The 16,446-nt window shown below is 69.6% G+C and carries 19 protein-coding genes and 4 tRNA genes; 15 read left to right on the top strand and 8 right to left on the bottom strand.

Features of this window, described 5'->3' with window-relative positions; translation table 11 throughout:
- Positions 1-51 precede the first annotated feature (51 nt).
- The gene (locus tag KY498_RS02090) at positions 52-612 is read left to right on the top strand and encodes a type II toxin-antitoxin system PemK/MazF family toxin (RefSeq protein WP_191008601.1); all 561 of its coding nucleotides are present in this window, start codon (positions 52-54) and stop codon (positions 610-612) included.
- Positions 613-631: 19 nt separating this feature from the next.
- On the opposite strand, the gene KY498_RS02085 is transcribed toward KY498_RS02090, so the two are convergent.
- The 3 genes from KY498_RS02085 to KY498_RS02075 all read right to left on the bottom strand — a co-directional run bounded on the left by KY498_RS02085 (position 632) and on the right by KY498_RS02075 (position 1,617).
- Complete coding sequence (locus tag KY498_RS02085) at positions 632-982, bottom strand: YnfA family protein (protein WP_191008602.1); 351 nt, start codon at positions 980-982, stop codon at positions 632-634.
- Positions 983-986: 4 nt separating this feature from the next.
- Positions 987-1,463, bottom strand: coding sequence for a hypothetical protein (locus tag KY498_RS02080; protein ID WP_191008603.1), 477 nt, complete (start codon positions 1,461-1,463; stop codon positions 987-989).
- A gap of 78 nt (positions 1,464-1,541) precedes the next feature.
- Positions 1,542-1,617, bottom strand: a tRNA-Val gene (locus tag KY498_RS02075).
- A 159-nt stretch (positions 1,618-1,776) separates the two neighbouring features.
- Here KY498_RS02075 and KY498_RS02070 point away from each other — a divergent pair.
- The 5 genes from KY498_RS02070 to KY498_RS02050 all read left to right on the top strand — a co-directional run bounded on the left by KY498_RS02070 (position 1,777) and on the right by KY498_RS02050 (position 3,065).
- Positions 1,777-1,849 (top strand) — tRNA-Gly (locus KY498_RS02070).
- 67 nt (positions 1,850-1,916) lie between these two features.
- A tRNA-Cys gene (locus KY498_RS02065) sits at positions 1,917-1,987 on the top strand.
- Between the two features lie 28 nt (positions 1,988-2,015).
- Positions 2,016-2,090 (top strand) — tRNA-Val (locus KY498_RS02060).
- Positions 2,091-2,376: 286 nt separating this feature from the next.
- Positions 2,377-2,655: a hypothetical protein gene (locus KY498_RS02055; protein ID WP_191008604.1), complete on the top strand. Its 279-nt coding sequence runs from the start codon at positions 2,377-2,379 to the stop codon at positions 2,653-2,655.
- Between the two features lie 8 nt (positions 2,656-2,663).
- The gene (locus tag KY498_RS02050; RefSeq protein ID WP_191008605.1) at positions 2,664-3,065 is read left to right on the top strand and encodes a hypothetical protein; all 402 of its coding nucleotides are present in this window, start codon (positions 2,664-2,666) and stop codon (positions 3,063-3,065) included.
- A 266-nt stretch (positions 3,066-3,331) separates the two neighbouring features.
- Here KY498_RS02050 and KY498_RS02045 read toward each other — a convergent pair whose 3' ends face one another.
- Positions 3,332-4,201, bottom strand: a complete 870-nt coding sequence (locus KY498_RS02045) for a hypothetical protein (protein WP_191008606.1) — start codon at positions 4,199-4,201, stop codon at positions 3,332-3,334.
- A 169-nt stretch (positions 4,202-4,370) separates the two neighbouring features.
- On the bottom strand, positions 4,371-4,556 hold the full coding sequence (locus tag KY498_RS16615) for a tyrosine-type recombinase/integrase (protein WP_219879433.1): 186 nt from the start codon (positions 4,554-4,556) through the stop codon (positions 4,371-4,373).
- Between the two features lie 519 nt (positions 4,557-5,075).
- Here KY498_RS16615 and KY498_RS02035 point away from each other — a divergent pair.
- Genes KY498_RS02035 through KY498_RS02025 form a run of 3 tightly spaced genes read left to right on the top strand, consistent with a single transcriptional unit; the run spans position 5,076 to position 7,058 of the window.
- Entirely contained in the window at positions 5,076-5,864 is a 789-nt protein-coding gene (locus tag KY498_RS02035; protein ID WP_191008608.1) for a hypothetical protein, read from the top strand.
- 16 nt (positions 5,865-5,880) lie between these two features.
- Positions 5,881-6,390 carry a glycine cleavage system protein R gene (locus KY498_RS02030; protein ID WP_191008609.1) on the top strand — a complete coding sequence of 170 codons (510 nt, stop codon included), beginning with the start codon at positions 5,881-5,883 and terminating at the stop codon, positions 6,388-6,390.
- Between the two features lie 8 nt (positions 6,391-6,398).
- Entirely contained in the window at positions 6,399-7,058 is a 660-nt protein-coding gene (locus KY498_RS02025) for a DNA alkylation repair protein (RefSeq protein WP_191008610.1), read from the top strand.
- Between the two features lie 41 nt (positions 7,059-7,099).
- On the opposite strand, the gene KY498_RS02020 is transcribed toward KY498_RS02025, so the two are convergent.
- On the bottom strand, positions 7,100-8,260 hold the full coding sequence (locus KY498_RS02020) for an SLC13 family permease (protein WP_082734146.1): 1,161 nt from the start codon (positions 8,258-8,260) through the stop codon (positions 7,100-7,102).
- A 181-nt stretch (positions 8,261-8,441) separates the two neighbouring features.
- Between KY498_RS02020 and thrS the strand changes: the two genes are divergently transcribed.
- From thrS to KY498_RS02005, 3 genes are read left to right on the top strand one after another with little or no spacing between them, the layout of a single operon-like run.
- Positions 8,442-10,460 carry a threonine--tRNA ligase gene (thrS, locus tag KY498_RS02015; protein WP_191008611.1) on the top strand — a complete coding sequence of 673 codons (2,019 nt, stop codon included), beginning with the start codon at positions 8,442-8,444 and terminating at the stop codon, positions 10,458-10,460.
- Positions 10,461-10,503: 43 nt separating this feature from the next.
- Positions 10,504-11,073, top strand: a complete 570-nt coding sequence (locus KY498_RS02010; RefSeq protein WP_191009694.1) for an HIT domain-containing protein — start codon at positions 10,504-10,506, stop codon at positions 11,071-11,073.
- Positions 11,074-11,086: 13 nt separating this feature from the next.
- Positions 11,087-11,551, top strand: coding sequence for an SMI1/KNR4 family protein (locus KY498_RS02005; RefSeq protein ID WP_223848930.1), 465 nt, complete (start codon positions 11,087-11,089; stop codon positions 11,549-11,551).
- Positions 11,552-11,779: 228 nt separating this feature from the next.
- On the opposite strand, the gene pdxY is transcribed toward KY498_RS02005, so the two are convergent.
- Entirely contained in the window at positions 11,780-12,631 is an 852-nt protein-coding gene (gene pdxY, locus KY498_RS02000; RefSeq protein ID WP_101306378.1) for a pyridoxal kinase PdxY, read from the bottom strand.
- Positions 12,632-12,638: 7 nt separating this feature from the next.
- The gene (locus tag KY498_RS01995; protein WP_191008612.1) at positions 12,639-13,997 is read right to left on the bottom strand and encodes an aminotransferase class I/II-fold pyridoxal phosphate-dependent enzyme; all 1,359 of its coding nucleotides are present in this window, start codon (positions 13,995-13,997) and stop codon (positions 12,639-12,641) included.
- A gap of 134 nt (positions 13,998-14,131) precedes the next feature.
- Here KY498_RS01995 and pdxS point away from each other — a divergent pair, with 134 nt between their 5' ends.
- Genes pdxS through KY498_RS01980 form a run of 3 tightly spaced genes read left to right on the top strand, consistent with a single transcriptional unit; the run spans position 14,132 to position 16,417 of the window.
- Positions 14,132-14,971, top strand: a complete 840-nt coding sequence (gene pdxS, locus KY498_RS01990; protein ID WP_240191343.1) for a pyridoxal 5'-phosphate synthase lyase subunit PdxS — start codon at positions 14,132-14,134, stop codon at positions 14,969-14,971.
- Entirely contained in the window at positions 14,965-15,567 is a 603-nt protein-coding gene (gene pdxT, locus KY498_RS01985; RefSeq protein WP_191008614.1) for a pyridoxal 5'-phosphate synthase glutaminase subunit PdxT, read from the top strand. Before pdxS ends, pdxT begins: the two co-directional genes overlap by 7 nt.
- A 43-nt stretch (positions 15,568-15,610) precedes the next feature.
- Entirely contained in the window at positions 15,611-16,417 is an 807-nt protein-coding gene (locus KY498_RS01980; RefSeq protein WP_191008615.1) for a hypothetical protein, read from the top strand.
- Positions 16,418-16,446 lie beyond the last annotated feature (29 nt).

The raw sequence follows: 16,446 nt of genomic DNA, 5'->3' as shown, positions 1-16,446 counted from the left end.
TTCGGAGATCAGCGGGGTGGGGGAGGGGAGCGTGGTTGGTAGCGTGTGTCCATGACGGAGCGCCAGCGGAACGGATCCCTGACGGCACTGCTGCACGGCGTCGTCGGCCTCTTCAGCCGCAATGGGTCGCGGCGGGCGGCGCCCTCGTCCCGGTCGGCGGGAGCACCCACCCCGCCGTCCTCGCCGGGACGCGAGGGGGAGACCGCCACGCGCGAGGTACGGCCTCCCGCCCGTGGCGGGCTGCGCATCACCTACAGCCCGCGGCGCGACGGTGCGCCGGATGCCGGGGAGGTCGTGTGGACCTGGGTGCCCTATGAGGAGAACGACGGTCGGGGGAAGGACCGCCCGGTGCTCGTGATCGGTCGCCACGGCGCCGACCGCGTCTACGCCGTGCGGCTCACCAGCAAGTCGCACGACGGCGACCGCGACTACCTGTCGATCGGGCCGGGCGCGTGGGACGCGCAGGGCCGACCCTCGTGGGTCGACATCGAGCAGCTGTACAGCGTGCACGTGCGCGGCATGCGACGTGAAGCGGCGACACTCGACCGTCGCCGCTTCGCCGGGGTGGCCGCGGCGCTGCAGCAGCGGTACGGCTGGACCAGCGACCTGTAGCGGACGCGATCGCCCGCGATCACTCCGAGACGGCGCGCTGCACGACCGGCGCGAAGATGATGATGGCCGCCCCCAGCAGCGCCACCCCCGAGCCGACGTAGTCCCACACGGTCGGCTTGAAGCCGTCGATCACGATGCCCCAGGCGAGCGAGCCGGCCACGAACACACCGCCGTACGCCGCCAGCACGCGTCCGAAGTGCGCGTCGGGTTGGAAGGCCGCGACGAAACCGTAGGCCCCGAGCGCGAGCACACCGAGCAGCGCGAACAGCCAGCCCTTGTTCTCCCGCACCGACTGCCAGATGAGCCAGGCGCCGCCGATCTCCGCGACCGCGGCGAGCAGGAAGAGGACGATGATGCGCGCCGTGGTCATGGCGTCAGTCTGCCAGCGCCCGATGTCGGGGGTGTTTCCCGCCGCCGGAGCCCGCTCGTCGCGGTTCCGGTGCCAGGAAGGGCCGTGGCCAGGCACCGAGCGCGAGCACCGCGAGCACCGTCTGGACGAGGCCGGTCGTGAAATAGATGCCGTGGAGGGGCGACCAGACCAGCAGCATCGCGATCTCCACGAAGATCCAGATCATCATCACGAGGCCGGATGCGGCGTGCAGTCCCCACGTGACGGAGAGATGCCGTCGCTGCGCGGCCAGGGCGAGCGCCTGCGCCCCGCCGACGACGAATCCGAGGATGAGTGCGGGCCAGACCCACGAGGTGAACGGGGTGCGCTCGAGCCACTCCGGCGGCATCCCGACGCTGTCGCCGCCCACGACCGTGAGCAGAAGGAGCCCGATGACGGCGGACACCAGGTTGAAGCAGGCCACGATGAGCAGGGACAGCCGGATCGCGCGGGGAACCCTCATGGGCGCGACCCTACCGGCGCACCGGCGACCGAGCATCCGCGCACGGCCGTGAAATGGCCCGAGGGAGAGGGAGGTGGATGGTGGGCGATACCAGACTCGAACTGATGACCTCTTCCGTGTGAAGGAAGCGCGCTACCAACTGCGCCAATCGCCCATGGCCCGTGCGGGCCGAGATCCGATGCTACCGGATGCGGGCCCCAGGCACGAATCCGTCAGCGCTCGGATGCCGAGACACGCGCGGGGTGCGCCCGGTTTTGCGATGCGCGGATAGTCGGCTAAAGTCGATCAAGTTCCCGGGGCAACCAGGGAGCACGCGGATGTAGCGCAGTTGGTAGCGCATCACCTTGCCAAGGTGAGGGTCGCGAGTTCGAGTCTCGTCATCCGCTCGAGTGCAGGGATCTCTTTTCGAAGTGATCACGGCACGTGGGGTCAAACCACACGGTTAATCCACACGGTGGCGTGGCCGAGCGGCTAGGCACCGGCCTGCAAAGCCGTTTACACGGGTTCGAATCCCGTCGCCACCTCGCCTCATAACTGAACATGCCTGTACAGGCGCGATTGGCGCAGCGGTAGCGCGCTTCCCTGACACGGAAGAGGTCACTGGTTCGATCCCAGTATCGCGCACCACAAGAAACCCTCGGTTTACCGGGGGTTTCGTGCTGTTTAGGGGAGTCTAGGGTCGCAAGCGTTGGACATACGCGGGACTCGGCTCTCACAGGAGTACCAAGTGCAAACTTGAAGCGCCCGCGCGTCGGACGCGCATCCGGGTGTTCGTCGGACAGTATGACTGCGCGCCGAATGCCACCCCGCCGCAACAGAGCAAGCGGCGCAGTTCGCGCGCGATCGGGGGATGGCTCGTGGCGAGCGCGTTTCTCCCGACGGTCGCTCTTGCATTTGTGCCCACGGGCGAAGGGTGGGGGTCACTGTCGCCGTCATTCTGGTGCTTATGGGCGGTGGACTTCGGTTCGGCGGTGCCTTCATGTTCGACAAGGCGGGCCGGGCAGACCCCACGTTTGTGCGCGCCGCCGTCGGGCGACTGGTGCTTCTCACGGCGCAAGCTAAGCGGGCACGCATACGAGCTGAAGTCGCCTTCGACAGCGAGTCCGGCGCGAAGCTGAAGTCGTCTGTAGGTCAGCTCAGCCCCGATGCGACCGATGTGCTCGCGTTGGAGGATCAGAAGTCAGAAGGGTAGGACCCGGCATGAGTCGGATCGAGGGCAAAGTGGTAACCGTATTGAACGAGCGCGAACTCGTGCTCAACGTCGGCTCGGAAGAGGGAGTCAAGGTCGGCATGCGGTTCAAGATCTTGTACCCAGACGGCATCGAGATCACAGACCCTGACGCTGGAGCCCAGCTGGGAAGCGTCGAATGGCCGAAGACTGAAGTCAAGACTGTTAACGTTCAGCCTCACATGGCCATCGGACGAACGTTCCGAACGATCACCATTCCCGAGAGCGGTTCGCGTTTCGGTGGCTTTCGGTCGGCCCTCTATGGCGTCGGACTAGACGACTACATGCCTGAGAAGCAGGCCGTCGAGACTTCGCGGTCTAGTGACGGCTTTGCGGCGAAGCAACTGGATCCGTCGGACTCTGTTGTGAAGTGAGGCGATCCGGCAGTGGAGATCGTGATCCTTCCGAGAAGGGCGATCTCGGCGCACACTGAAGAGGGTTACTAGCCGATTCAGGGCCGCGGAGCGTGGCGACGCACTCGGTTCTCTCTCGATTTGTCCAACACATGTCGATGATGCCGGAACGATGCTCAGAGGGAGCGCTGTGCCGAGCTCGGACGCGCCTCAGCGCCGACTGCGGGCGTGCGACGCCGCCTTCCATTTACGTGTCCGCCCCAACGTCGGGAGGCCCTGCGCGGTCCTCAGCGGTAGACCGCGATAGCCCGCAGGAGCAACGCGGGTCCAATCAGTTCAGCTTCATCCGTCGATAAGGTCACGCCGAGCGCGGCGGCCGGTTCGATGAACCCACCGACCGCGGAAGTCAGAGCTTCGCGTTCCAGCTTGGTTACAGGAGCATCGGGCGTGAGCCTGACAGTTGGCCAGCGATCACCGGCGCCCAGAACCATCTCGACCTGAGCCACGACGGTGTACGTGCCATCGATGCGCCCCAACGCGCCGATGAGCCACTCTGCGTCAAGGATGACGGCGACGGGCGGGTCGGATTCTCCTAATGGCGAGAGGCGCAGCAGGACCTCGTCGGTGCCGCCTAGGAGAGCGTCCATCGTCTTCACCGCGGACTTCGTTGCCTTCAGCTGTTCGCCTTTTTGTGCAAACGGAGAGCCTTGATCCTGGGCCTGAGCGGCGAACCAACGGTACAGCCTGAGGAGAGTCTGAAGCGGCACCAGTTCCAAGGTCCCGGTGACCTCAACTGTGTCGCCAGGTTCCACGTCGTGCATCGCACTCGCGTCCCAGCCGTCGAAGGTTCCGAGCGCTTTCTCTTCGAGGAGCTTCTGATACCAGATCTCGAAAATCGAGAACCTCGTGCGGGTCCGCACGACCTCCTCTTCAAGAGCGGTCGTCGCTTTACGGCCGCCTTCGATCTTCGCACCCGCCGAACCCAGCCCAGCGTTCAGGCCTCCCGCGAGGCCGCCCTCGCGCGCCTGCGCAATCTTCGCGACGACTTCATCGATCTTTCCCGATTCCAGGGCGGAAAGACTATTGATCACCACGCCGTCATCAAGATAGACGAAGCCGCGATGCACGCGCTTTTTCGGAGCGTTGTACTTGCCCACGTGTCAGTCCCCCCGGTTGTCGGCCTCAGCGCCTCAACCAGATTATCGACGGAAGGACCGGGCTATCTCAATGGTCACGCTCAACGTAGCGAGCGACACGTTCGCCAATGCGAAGTCCTGGGCGCGCGCGGTGCGCAGAGATCCGTATCCCGGAGATCGGCTCCACAGTTCAGGCGAGCATAGAGGCCACGGCATAGGAGCTGCTGCGCTCCAGGCGAGCGCGTGCGCGGCCCATGCTGTCCTGGAGATCGCGAAGCGGCACACCTGCATCCAGCGCAAGGGTCGCGTGCGTGTGACGCAGTCCGTGAGGCGACGCCTGCCCCTGGATGCCCGCGGCACGTGCGAGGCGCTGCACGGTGCGGAACGCCTCGGATGCCGCCCAGCGTCGGCGGCGTCCTGTGCTTTCTGGGCGAGGTCGACGAGGATGGCCATGTTGTCGCGTCCGGCTGGGGTGGACTCGTCGAGGGTCGCGTTGTACCCGCAAGTCCGTAGGAACGTCGTGTCGCGAAGCTGCTGTACGACAAGGGCGTCGACCCCGCCATGCGCGAGATCCCGCCGATAGTGAGCACACCAGGGGCCATAAGGGCGGCCCCACAAGGAGCGACACCAAAGGCCCTCAAGCGCAAGAAGCAGTGACGGGGAATCCGCCTCTCCCACCGCAGACGAAAAAGGCGGGACGTTTGCATCTGACGTCCCGCCTTGCGCAGTCCACCTCGGGAGATGGTGCTGCGATTGTGATGGTCCCCAGACCGTTCACCTCCTCACCGTAACCACACGCGATCACAGACGACGCTTTGGGATCCGGCGTGGCGCCGTCGCGCTCCGCCGTGGATTTCTTGGTGCCGTCTTGGTGCGATGTCGTCAAACTCGGGTCGTGCCCCCCACGCGAGCCCAGGCCGATCAGACGTCTGACCCCGTTCCGCCGCGGTCGCGGGTTCCCGAACCGACCGCCGCCTTCTGGGCCGCCAAAGCGGTATCGACGGCGCTGGGGGAGGCGGTCTCCGACTACTCCATCCGCATCATGCCGCCCGAGGTCGCCGTGCTCCTCGGCTTCGCGTTCTTCGTGGGCGCCGTCGGTTTCCAGCTCACCCGTCGCCGGTACCGTCCGCGCGCCTACTGGCTCGCCGTCGCCGCGGTCGGCGTTTTCGGCACGATGGCCGCCGATGTCATGCACGTGGCCCTGGGGGTCCCTTACCCCGTCGCCGCGACGGCCTACGCCGTCGCCCTCGCGATCGTGTTCGTGCTGTGGCGACGTGTCGAAGGAACCGTGTCGGTGCATCAGATCACGACCACCCGCCGCGAGCTGTTCTACTGGGCCGCGGTGGTCGGCACCTTCGCGCTCGGGACCGCGGTGGGAGACTTCACGGCCGTGGGACTCGGCATCGGCTACGTCGGCTCGATCGCCCTGTTCACGGTCGCGATCGCGGTGATCGCCGCGGGCCACCGGTGGGGCCGTTGGCCCGCGGTGCCGGCGTTCTGGGCCGCCTACGTCCTGACGCGTCCCTGGGGCGCGTCCGTCGCGGATGCCCTCGCGAAGCCGATCGCCGAGGGCGGGGCGGGCCTGGGGTCGGGGTGGGTGGCGCTCGCCTTGACGCTGCTCCTGATCGTCCTGGTGGAATCGATGCGCCGCCGCGGAGCGACGCTCACACCCGCCGTGGCCTGAGCATTAGGCTCGCGGCATGGCCCACCTCGTGCTCACCGTCGTCGGCGACGACCGCGCCGGTCTCGTCAGCGCCCTCGCCCACACCGTCGCGGACCACGGTGGCAACTGGGAGCAGAGCGAGCTCGCCGAACTGGCGGGCGCGTTCGCCGGCATCGTGCTCGTGTCGGTGCCCGACGAGCAGCAGCAGTCCCTCATCACTGCGCTGAACGGCCTCGACGGCATGCTGCGGATCACGGCCCACGACGCACCGTCGCCGACGTCGATCGCGACACCGCACGCCGTCTCGTTCACGGTCCTCGGCAACGACCGCGCCGGGATCGTCCGCGACGTCACCGCCGCCATCGCGGCCCACGCCCTGAGCATCGACACCTTCCGCAGCCGTACGCTCGACGCCCCCATGGCGGGCGGCACCCTGTTCGAGGCGACCGTCACCGTCAGCCTGCCGGCCGATGCGGATGCCGGTGCCCTCACGAGCGCCCTCGAAGCGCTCGCCGGCGAGATCCAGGTCGATCTCACCGTCGGCTGACGCCGGAGATGGACGAGCTCGCCGACGCGATCCGCGCCGATCTGCGGCTCTCCGCCGACCCCTCGCGCGCCGCCGGCCAGCAGGCCTACATGAAGTCGGCGATGCCGTTCCTCGGCGTGCGGGTGCCCGCCGCGAGGCGGCTCGCACACGCCCGCGCGCGCGGCATCCGCGACGGCGTCGTGCTGCAGGAGACCGCGCTCACGCTCTGGGACGGCGCGCAGTTCCGCGAGGAGCGGTATGCCGCGCTGGCCCTGCTCGCGCTGCGGCCGGTGAAGGGCGACCTCGCAATCGTCCCGATGATCGCGCACATGGTGCGGACGGGTCAGTGGTGGGACATCACGGACGAGCTCGCGCACCGCGTCGCGGACCTGCTCGACGCCCACCCCGCGGAGGCGACCCCGCTCGTGCGCGCCTGGAGCGTCGACGACGACCTGTGGATGCGGCGGCTCGCGATCATCGCGCAGCTCGGCCGACGCGACCGTCTCGACCTCGATCTGCTCACCGATGTCATCGAGCAGAACGCCGACGATCCGGAGTTCTTCATCCGCAAGGCGATCGGGTGGGCGCTGCGCGATGCCGCGCGCACGAGACCCGACGAGGTGCGCGCGTTCGTCGCCGCACACCGTCTGAGCCCCCTCAGCGCCCGAGAGGCCCTCAAGAACCTCTGAGCCCGCCTGCCCACGATCCGACCGGGTCTCCCGCGCCGGACTCAGCGCAGCGCGAGCGGGAGGACGGCCAGCGCCACCGTGACCGGGGCGACGACGAGCCCCAGCAGGATGTAGCGCTTCCACGGCACATCGACGCCCACGGCGTGCAGCCGTTCGTGCCACAGCAGCGTCGCCAGCGATGCCCAGGGCGTGATGAGCGGTCCCGCGTTCACGCCGATCAGCAGAGCCGCCAGACGCACGGGAGAGCCCGCCGCCGACTCGAGCGCGAGGTACGCCGGCAGATTGTTGACGACGTTCGCGCCCAGGAGGCCGACGCCGGCGACCTGCCACAGCGAGACGAGATCCTCACCCGTTCCGGTCGCCGCAGCCAGCAGCGCCCCCGACCCGAGCGCCTCGGCGGCACCGACCGCCAGGAAGAGCCCCGACGCGAACACGACCAGCTGCCACGGGACCAGAGCCCACCGCAGCACACGCGGCGAGCGCCAGGCGAAGACGACCGACAGCACGACGGCGGCGCCGAGCGCCGGCATCCACGGCGGGATGCCGATGACCAGCAGCGGCATCATGACGACGAGCACCACGGCGGAGATGCGCAGCAGGGCCGGGTCGGCGACGCGCGGCGGCCGCGCGGGGGTGAACCGACCGCGGAGGTCGCGGCGATTCGTCAGCCACAGGAGCACGACCGTGACGACGGTGGCGATGACCGCCGACGGGCCGAGCAGCACGAGGAAACCGAGGGCGTCGAGATCGCCCAGCCGGTGCGCGGCGAGGAGGTTGGTGAGGTTCGACACGGGCAGGAACAGCGACGCCGTGTTCGCCAGCCACACCGTCGCGAACGCGAACGGCATCGGCGACAGCCCGTTCGCGCGCGCCACCGCGACGACCACCGGCGTCAACAGCACCGCGGTGGTGTCGAGCGACAGGAAGGCGGTCACCACCGCCGCGAACGCGACGACCATCAGCCACAGGACGATCACGCGCCCCCGCGACAGGCGCGCCAGCCGCGCCGCGGCGGCGTCGAAGACACCGGCCTGCGCCGCGAGCTCGGCCACGACCGTGACGGCCACGACGAAGAGCAGGATCGGCCAGACCCGATCGCCGATCTCGAGGGCGGCCTCCGGTGGCAGCACCCCGAACACGACGGCGGCGCCGCCCAGGAGCAGCAGCACCGCTCCGACCACGGCAAGCATCACGGCATCCATCATGGACCCTCATCGAGCGGTCCGGTGCGGCGATAGACTGCACACATGGAACAGAGCCGGATCAGCGCCTTCGCGACCGGCACCCGAACGCCCGGTGCACGAACGATCTGGGCCTGAGCGGGCAGGGCGCGCGGCGCCCGAAGCTGAGCATCCCATCCGATCCATCTTCTGGAGACCTTCCTTGACTGACGTCTCACCCGCGGCGGCCGTGACCTACCCCGCCGACGGCTTCACCCTGTTCCCCGACCGCTCCGTCGTCGCTCTGCGCGTCAACGGCGACCTCAAAGACCTCGCGACGGTCGTCACGGCCGCCGACGAGGTCGAGCCGGTCCTCGTCGACAGCCCCGACGGCCTGTCGATCCTGCGCCACTCGACCGCGCACGTCATGGCTCAGGCCGTGCAGCGCATCAAGCCGCAGTCCAACCTCGGCATCGGCCCGCCCATCACCGACGGCTTCTACTTCGACTTCGGCAACGTCGACCCCTTCACTCCCGACGACCTCAAGGCCATCAAGAAGGAGATGGAGCGCATCGTCCGCGAGAACCAGCGGTTCGTGCGCCGCGTGGTCGACGAGGCCGAGGCGCGCGAGCTGATGGCCGACGAGCCGTTCAAGCTCGAGCTCATCTCGCTCGCCGGCGGTCCGGGCTCGGGTGCCGACGCCGCCGAGGGCGCGTCGGCCGAGATCGGCGCCGGCGAGCTCACGGTCTACGAGAACGTGAACCGCGACGGCGAGGTGGCCTGGCGCGACCTGTGCCGCGGTCCGCACGTTCCCGGTACCCGCTACGTGTCCAACGGCTGGGATCTCACCCGCGTGGCCGGTGCGTACTGGCGCGGCAGCGAGAAGAACCCGCAGCTGCAGCGCATCTACGGCACCGCGTGGCCCACGAAGGACGAGCTGCGCGCCTACCAGCAGCGTCTGGAAGAGGCGGCCAAGCGCGACCACCGCAAGCTCGGCAAGGAGCTCGACCTCTTCTCGTTCCCCGACGAGATCGGCCCCGGCCTCAGCGTGTTCCATCCCAAGGGCGGCATCATCCGCTACGAGATCGAGCGCTACATGCGCGAGCGTCTGCTCGCGAGCGGCTACGAGGTCGTGAACACCCCGCACATCACCAAAGGCGACCTGTTCATGACCAGCGGACACCTGCAGTGGTACGCCGACGGCATGTACCCGCCCATGGTGCTCGACGAGGTCGTGGATGCCGACGGTCACGTCAGCCGCGAGGGCCAGGAGTACTACCTGAAGCCCATGAACTGCCCGTTCCACAACCTGATCTTCCGCTCGCGCGGCCGCTCGTACCGCGAGCTGCCGCTGCGGTTGAGCGAGTTCGGGTCGGTGTACCGCTACGAGAAGAGCGGCACCCTCTCCGGCCTCACGCGCGTCCGGGGCATGACCCAGGACGACACCCACATCTACGTGACGGCCGACCAGGTCAAGGGCGAGCTCACCCACAGCCTCGACTTCGTGCTCCAGACGCTCCGCGACTACGGTCTCAACGACTTCTACCTGGAGCTGTCGACGAAGGAAGACGGCAACCCGAAGTTCATCGGCGCCGACGAGCTCTGGACGGAGGCGACCGAGACCCTGCGCGAGGTGGCCGAGGCATCCGGGCTCGAGCTCGTGCCCGACCCGGGCGGCGCCGCGTTCTACGGACCGAAGATCTCCGTGCAGGCGCGCGATGCCATCGGCCGCACCTGGCAGATGTCGACCATCCAGCTCGACTTCAACCAGCCCGAGCGCTTCGAGCTCGAGTACACCGGACCCGACGGCGAGAAGCACCGCCCGGTGATGATCCACCGCGCACTCTTCGGCTCGGTCGAGCGGTTCTTCGCGATCCTCCTGGAGCACTACGCCGGCGCGTTCCCCGTGTGGCTCGCACCCGTGCAGGTCGTCGGCATCCCCGTCGCGGACGACTTCGCACCATACCTCGACGACATCGTCGCGCGCCTGCGGGCCGCCGGCGTACGCGCCGAGGTGGATCACTCCGACGACCGGATGCCGAAGAAGATCCGCACGCACACCACCCAGAAGGTGCCGCTGCAGCTGATCGCGGGGGAGCAGGACCGCTCCGCCGGCACGGTCTCGTTCCGCTTCCGCGACGGGTCGCAGACCAACGGCATCCCCGTCGACGAGGCGATCGACAAGATCGTCGCCGCGATCTCGGGCAAGCTGCTCGTGAACACCGCGGAGGACCTCGCATGAGAGGGTCCGGTCGTTGAGCGAGCCGAAGGCGACCCCCCGGTCGTTGAGCGAGCCGGAGGCGAGTCGAAACGCAGACGCCTCTCTCGAGGAGGCGAGCGCCTTCGCCGGCGTCCCCGACGGCTTCCAGCGGCTCTGGACGCCGCACCGCATGGCCTACATCCACACGGGCGCCGACGCCCTCCGCGGATCGGGGTGCCCGTTCTGCGCGGCGCCGCAGAAGTCGGATGCCGACGGCCTCATCGTGCACCGGGGCGTCACGTCGTACGTGCTGCTGAACCTGTTCCCCTACAACTCCGGCCACATGCTCGTGTGCCCGTACCGCCACATCGCGACGTACGACCAGGCGACGGCGGAGGAGGTCGCCGAGATCGGCGCGCTCACCCAGGTGGGCATGCGGGTGCTGCGCGAGGTCTCGCGCTGCGACGGCTTCAACATCGGGATGAACCAGGGTGCCGTCGCGGGTGCCGGTGTCGACGAGCACCTGCATCAGCACATCGTGCCGCGGTGGGCGTCCGATGCGAACTTCTTCCCGATCATCGCGCGCACGAAGGCCCTGCCCCAGTTGCTCGGCGAGGTGCGCGAAGCCGTCGCCTCCGCCTGGCCGCACGCGTGAGGACAGCGCCGTCGTGGTGAGCGTCGGAGGGCCTGACGACGGCGCCGAGCCCCTGACCGTCGACGAAAGCCGGCTCCGGGCGCTGCCGGCATCCACCGTCGAGCTCAGCGGCGACATCACCGCGTTCGATGTCGCCCGCGCCGTCGCCGAGACGCGGGAGCGGCAGGATCCGCTGTACTGGGTGGACCTCGAGGTCGCCGCGGGATGGGTGATCGTCGGCGACAACGGCCAGGGCGACGAATGGTGGCTCGGGCCGCGCGGCGATGTCTGGTTCTTCGACCACGTCGACGGCGAGAGGGCCGTGTCGCGCTTCGCGCCGATGCACCTCTCGATCACGGAGTGGCTGATGGTGGGGCACGTGCTCGCGTCGTTCGAGGCGGCTGACGAGACGAGCGACACCGCTGTGGAGCGCACCCGCGCCGCGCTGGAGGCGATCTCGCCCGAGCTCAGCGCACGCTGGCCGTACGACCTGTTCTGACGGGGTGGGGCGTTTCGACTCGCTGCGCTCGCTCAACGACCGGAAACGCGGCGAGGGGCGTTTCGCTCGCTCAACGACCGGAAACGCGGCGAAGGGCGTTTCGCTCGCTCAACGACCGGGAGAGGGGGCGAGGCGCGTATCGACTCGCTGCGCTCGCTCAACGACCGGGAGCGCGGGGAGTCCCGGTCGTTGAGCGAGGCGCGCAGCGCCGAGTCGAAACGCCGAACCTCAGCGCACCTGCGTGACGGGGAACTGCAGCCGCGGGTGGGCGTAGAACTCCTGCGCCTCCACGAGCTGGAGTTCGCGCGCGCCGGCGTCGAACGTCGTCTGCAGCAGGTCGTACACGCTCGACACGGTCTTCGCGAGGGCATCCGCGGCATCACCGCTCGCCCGGTAGTGGGCCGTGAACAGCGCCGCCGTGACATCGCCCGACCCGTTCGCCTTCATCGGGATGCGCGGCGTCTGCACGATCCACGCGCCGTCGTCGGTCACGGCGAGCATCTCAATCGTGCCCTCCGGTGCGTCGGGGCGCTCGACCGAGGTCACGAGCACGGTGCGCGGTCCCATCGCGCGCGCGGCGTCGGCCGACGCGAGGGTCGAGGCGAGGTCGCCCGGCTCGGTCTGCGTGAGGAAGCCGAGCTCGAACTGGTTGGGCGTGATGATGTCGGCCGCCGGCACGACGCGCTCGCGCAGCAGGATCGGGATGGCGGGAGCGACGAAGCATCCGCTCTTCGCATTGCCCATGACCGGATCGCACGCGTAGATCGCCGCCGGGTTCGCGGACTTCACGCGCGCGACCGCGTCGAGGATGACGTCGGCGATGCCCTCCCCACCCTGGTAGCCGCTGAGCACGACGTCGATCTCCCCGAGGACGCCCCGCTCCTCGATCCCGGTGATGACGTCGCGGACGTCGTCGGGCGAGATGAGCGGTCCGCGCCAGGCTCCGTACCCGGTGTGGTTGGAGAAGTTCACCGTGTACACCGGCAGCACCTCGACGCCGATGCGCTGCAAGGGGAACACGGCGGCCGAGTTGCCGACGTGTCCGTACGCGACGGCGGACTGGATGGAGAGGATCTTCATCGGGCGATCATCCTGCTTTCGAAGTCGCGGCTGCGGCGGGGATCGCCGCGGCCAGGTCGGTGGCCAGACGCGCGAGATCGGCGTCGGACAGGTCGTGCACCGTGAGGCGCAGATGGCGGGCGGCGTGGGCGTTCTCGAGCACGAACTCGTCGCCCGGACGCGCCAGCCAGCCGCGGCGCATGAGCTGCTCGGATGCCGCCCGTGCCGGAACCGGCAGCGGCACCCAGAGGCTCAGCCCGTCACCGGCCGACACCGGCACGCCGTGCGCGGTCAGCGCCGCCGCGGCGGCGGCGTTGCGCGCCGCGTAGTGGGCGGATGCCGCGGCCACCGCGGCGACGGCCTCCGCGTCGGTGAGCTGCTCCAGAGCGAGCCGCTGCAGCAGATGACTGACCCACGTGGCGCCCGGGTTCAGACGCTCCGCGAGCCGATCGGCGGTGTCGGGGTCGGAGGCGACGACCGCGAGGCACATGTCGGGGCCCAGGAACTTCGAGACGGAGCGGATGAGCGCCCAGCGATGATGGCCGGGAGCGATCACCGAGTGGAACGGCCGCGAGGACAGCAGCGAGAAGTGGTCGTCCTCGATCACGAGCACGTACGGGTGGTCTGCGAGCAGGGCGCGGAGGGCCGCGGCGCGCTCGGCCGTCAGGCTGGCGCCGGTCGGGTTCTGGGCGCGCGGCGTGAGCAGCACGGCGCGCACCCCGGCATCCAGCGCAGCGCGGAGGCCGTCGACGGTCATGCCCTCGTCGTCGACCGGAACCGCGACCGGGCGGTAGCCGCCGAGGCGGACGGTGTTCAGGCTCGCGAGGAAGCAGGGGTCTTCGAGGGCGACGGCGTCGTCGCGGGTGAGCGTCTGTGCGAGCAGGCGCTCGATCGCATCGGAGGCGCCGCCGGTGATCGTCAGTCGCAGGGCGCGGTCGTCACCGACGGCGTCGCGCATCCACGCCTCGGCCCAGGCGGCGAGATCGCGATCGATGACGGGTTCGCCGTACAGCACCGGCCGGCCGGCGATGCGCCCGAGAGCCGGGCGGAGGTCGGGGATCAGCGCGGGGTCGGGGTTGCCCGCCGCGAGGTCGCGGAGCACGGTGCCCCGCGCGAAGCCCTCCTGCGCGACCGGGGTGCGTTCCGCGACGCGCGTGCCGGCGCGGCCGCGCGCTTCGAGCAGGCCCGCCTGGGTGAGGAGGCGGTAGGCGGCCACCACGGTGTTGCGGTTGACGCCGAGCTCGTCGGCGAGCGCTCGCACCGGTGGCAGCGGCGCACCGGGGGAGAGGACGCCGCGCTCGACGTGCTGGCGCACGCTGTCGGCGATCTCGGTGGCGGTGGCGCCGACGATGCGGACCTCGGTGGTCGATCCGCGGGGGCTGGTCACACCGTGAAGTCTATGTGACAGATCATGCTACGTTTTGGCCTAGGCCAATATCCGGCATCCGAACCCTCCCGAAGGAGCCCGCCGTGTCCACTCCCGTCACCGGATCGTCCCGCGTCAAGCGGGGACTCGCCGAGATGCTCAAGGGCGGCGTCATCATGGACGTCGTCACCCCCGATCAGGCGAAGATCGCCGAGGACGCCGGGGCCGTCGCGGTCATGGCACTCGAGCGCGTCCCCGCCGACATCCGCGCCCAGGGCGGCGTGTCGCGGATGAGCGACCCCGACATGATCGACGGCATCATCGAGGCGGTCTCGATCCCGGTCATGGCGAAGGCCCGTATCGGCCACTTCGTGGAGGCGCAGGTTCTCCAGGAGCTCGGCGTCGACTACATCGACGAGTCCGAGGTGCTCTCTCCCGCCGACTACGTCAACCACATCGACAAGTGGGACTTCACCGTCCCCTTCGTCTGCGGCGCCACCAACCTCGGCGAGGCCCTCCGGCGCATCACCGAGGGTGCGGCGATGATCCGCTCCAAGGGCGAAGCCGGCACCGGCGACGTCTCCGAGGCGATGAAGCACATCCGCAAGATCCGCGGCGAGATCGCCGCGCTCGGGGCGCTGTCACGCGACGAGCTCTACGTCGCCGCCAAGGAGCTGCAGGCCCCCTACGATCTGGTCGCCGAGATCGCGGAGACCGGGACGCTCCCGGTGGTCCTGTTCGTCGCCGGCGGCGTCGCCACGCCCGCGGATGCCGCGATGATGATGCAGCTGGGCGCCGACGGCGTGTTCGTCGGCTCGGGCATCTTCAAGAGCGGTAACCCGGCCGCCCGGGCCGCCGCGATCGTGAAGGCGACCACCTTCTTCGACGACGCGGCCGTCATCGCCGACGTGTCCCGGGGCCTGGGCGAGGCGATGGTCGGCATCAACGTCTCCGACCTCCCGGCGCCGCACCGCCTCGCCGAGCGCGGATGGTGACGACGGGGATGCCGCGAGTCGGCGTCCTCGCCCTCCAGGGAGACGTCCGCGAGCACGTCCGGAGCCTCGAGACGCTGGGAGCGGAGGTGGTGGCGGTGCGCCGGCCCGCCGAGCTGGCCGCCGTCTCCGGTCTGGTCATCCCGGGCGGCGAGTCCAGCGTGATCGACAAGCTGGCGCGCACCTTCGGCCTGCAGCAGCCGATCCGCGCCGCGATCGCGGACGGGATGCCGGTGTACGGCACGTGCGCGGGGCTCATCCTGCTGGCGGATCGCATCACCGACGGCATCCGTGGACAGGAGACCTTCGGCGGACTCGACGCCACCGTGCAGCGCAACGCGTTCGGGTCGCAGGTCGACTCCTTCGAGACGGAGCTCGCGGTCGCGGGATTCGATGAGCCGGTCTCGGCCACCTTCATCCGCGCACCGCGGGTGGTGGAGACCGGACCGGACGTCGAGGTGCTGGCCTCCCTGCCGGACGGGGCGGTCGTCGCCGTGCGCCAGGGGGCACTGCTCGGCACCGCCTTCCATCCCGAGATGTCGGGGGAGACGCGCTTCCACGCACTGTTGCTCGACCTCGTCGCCGCCCGCGCGCGCTGAGCGGATGCTGCGACCCGCAGAGGCGGCTGCGTAGGATCGCACCATGGCACGACGCGCATCGCGGATGATCGAAAGCGCGGTGGCGGGTGCGGCCTCGGTCGTCCTCCTCGCGGGATGCGCGGCCCCCGAGAACCCGGCGGACGCGGCCGCGCGCGACACGGTCGCGTGGCTCGTCGGGGAGATCTCACCCCGGCAGGCCTCCGACATCGACGGATGGGCGCGGCTGGCCACGGAGGCCACCGGCGACCGGAGCACGATCACCCTCATCGGCATCACGCCGCAGACCGCGCAGGAGCCGATCGACCCGCTCGGCACGCTGTCCTTCCGCGTCGAGATGACCGCACGCAGCACCGATATGTGGTCCGCCGACACCGTGTCGAGCACGTCGTGCTACGCCGTCGACTTCACGAGGTACGGCGCCGTCGCTCACGAGCGGCCGTGGGGCGCTCCCAGCCCGGTCCGCACGATCGACTGCCCCGACGGAGCGACGGCCGTGACGGCGCCACCCGACACCTCTCCGGTGTTCGTGGTCCCCGAGGAGGCGGCCGACGCGATCCTCGCGGTGGTCGGCGACGCTTCTGCGACGGCCTCGACGAGCGAGCTGGAGAGCGCGATCCTGGCCCGACTCACCCCGCCCACCGGCCCCTACGAGCACCTCGCCCCGCTCGAGGTCGTGCGGACCGCCGACGGCGCGCTCGGAGCCTCGATGGGCACCGAGAGCAGATGCGTGCTCGTGCGCCGCGTGGATGGCGTGACCGAGCGGGTGTACGCGCCGCGCGTGTACCTGCAGCCGGGCGAGCTCGGCTGCCGCGGAACGACCGCGCTCAGCGACCTGCGCCCGCCCCACTGACCGTCCTCGAGCGTGTGGTGTCGGTGCGG

The sequence above is a fragment of the Microbacterium sp. PAMC21962 genome (assembly GCF_019443465.1).
GTDB classification, from domain to species: Bacteria; Actinomycetota; Actinomycetes; order Actinomycetales; family Microbacteriaceae; genus Microbacterium; species Microbacterium hominis.
The sequence above is the reverse complement of the archived record's forward strand: the minus strand, read 5'-3'. Positions and strand labels throughout refer to the sequence as shown.

Coding starts and splice junctions, on each gene's coding strand:
- KY498_RS02090 (WP_191008601.1), top strand. CDS start 52: ATGACGGAGCGCCAGCGGAACGGATCCCTGACGGCACTGCTGCACGGC.
- KY498_RS02085 (WP_191008602.1), bottom strand. CDS start 982: ATGACCACGGCGCGCATCATCGTCCTCTTCCTGCTCGCCGCGGTCGCG.
- KY498_RS02080 (WP_191008603.1), bottom strand. CDS start 1,463: ATGAGGGTTCCCCGCGCGATCCGGCTGTCCCTGCTCATCGTGGCCTGC.
- KY498_RS02050 (WP_191008605.1), top strand. CDS start 2,664: ATGAGTCGGATCGAGGGCAAAGTGGTAACCGTATTGAACGAGCGCGAA.
- KY498_RS02030 (WP_191008609.1), top strand. CDS start 5,881: ATGGCCCACCTCGTGCTCACCGTCGTCGGCGACGACCGCGCCGGTCTC.
- KY498_RS02025 (WP_191008610.1), top strand. CDS start 6,399: ATGGACGAGCTCGCCGACGCGATCCGCGCCGATCTGCGGCTCTCCGCC.
- KY498_RS02020 (WP_082734146.1), bottom strand. CDS start 8,260: ATGGATGCCGTGATGCTTGCCGTGGTCGGAGCGGTGCTGCTGCTCCTG.
- pdxY (WP_101306378.1), bottom strand. CDS start 12,631: ATGAAGATCCTCTCCATCCAGTCCGCCGTCGCGTACGGACACGTCGGC.
- pdxS (WP_240191343.1), top strand. CDS start 14,132: ATGCTCAAGGGCGGCGTCATCATGGACGTCGTCACCCCCGATCAGGCG.
- pdxT (WP_191008614.1), top strand. CDS start 14,965: ATGGTGACGACGGGGATGCCGCGAGTCGGCGTCCTCGCCCTCCAGGGA.
- KY498_RS01980 (WP_191008615.1), top strand. CDS start 15,611: ATGGCACGACGCGCATCGCGGATGATCGAAAGCGCGGTGGCGGGTGCG.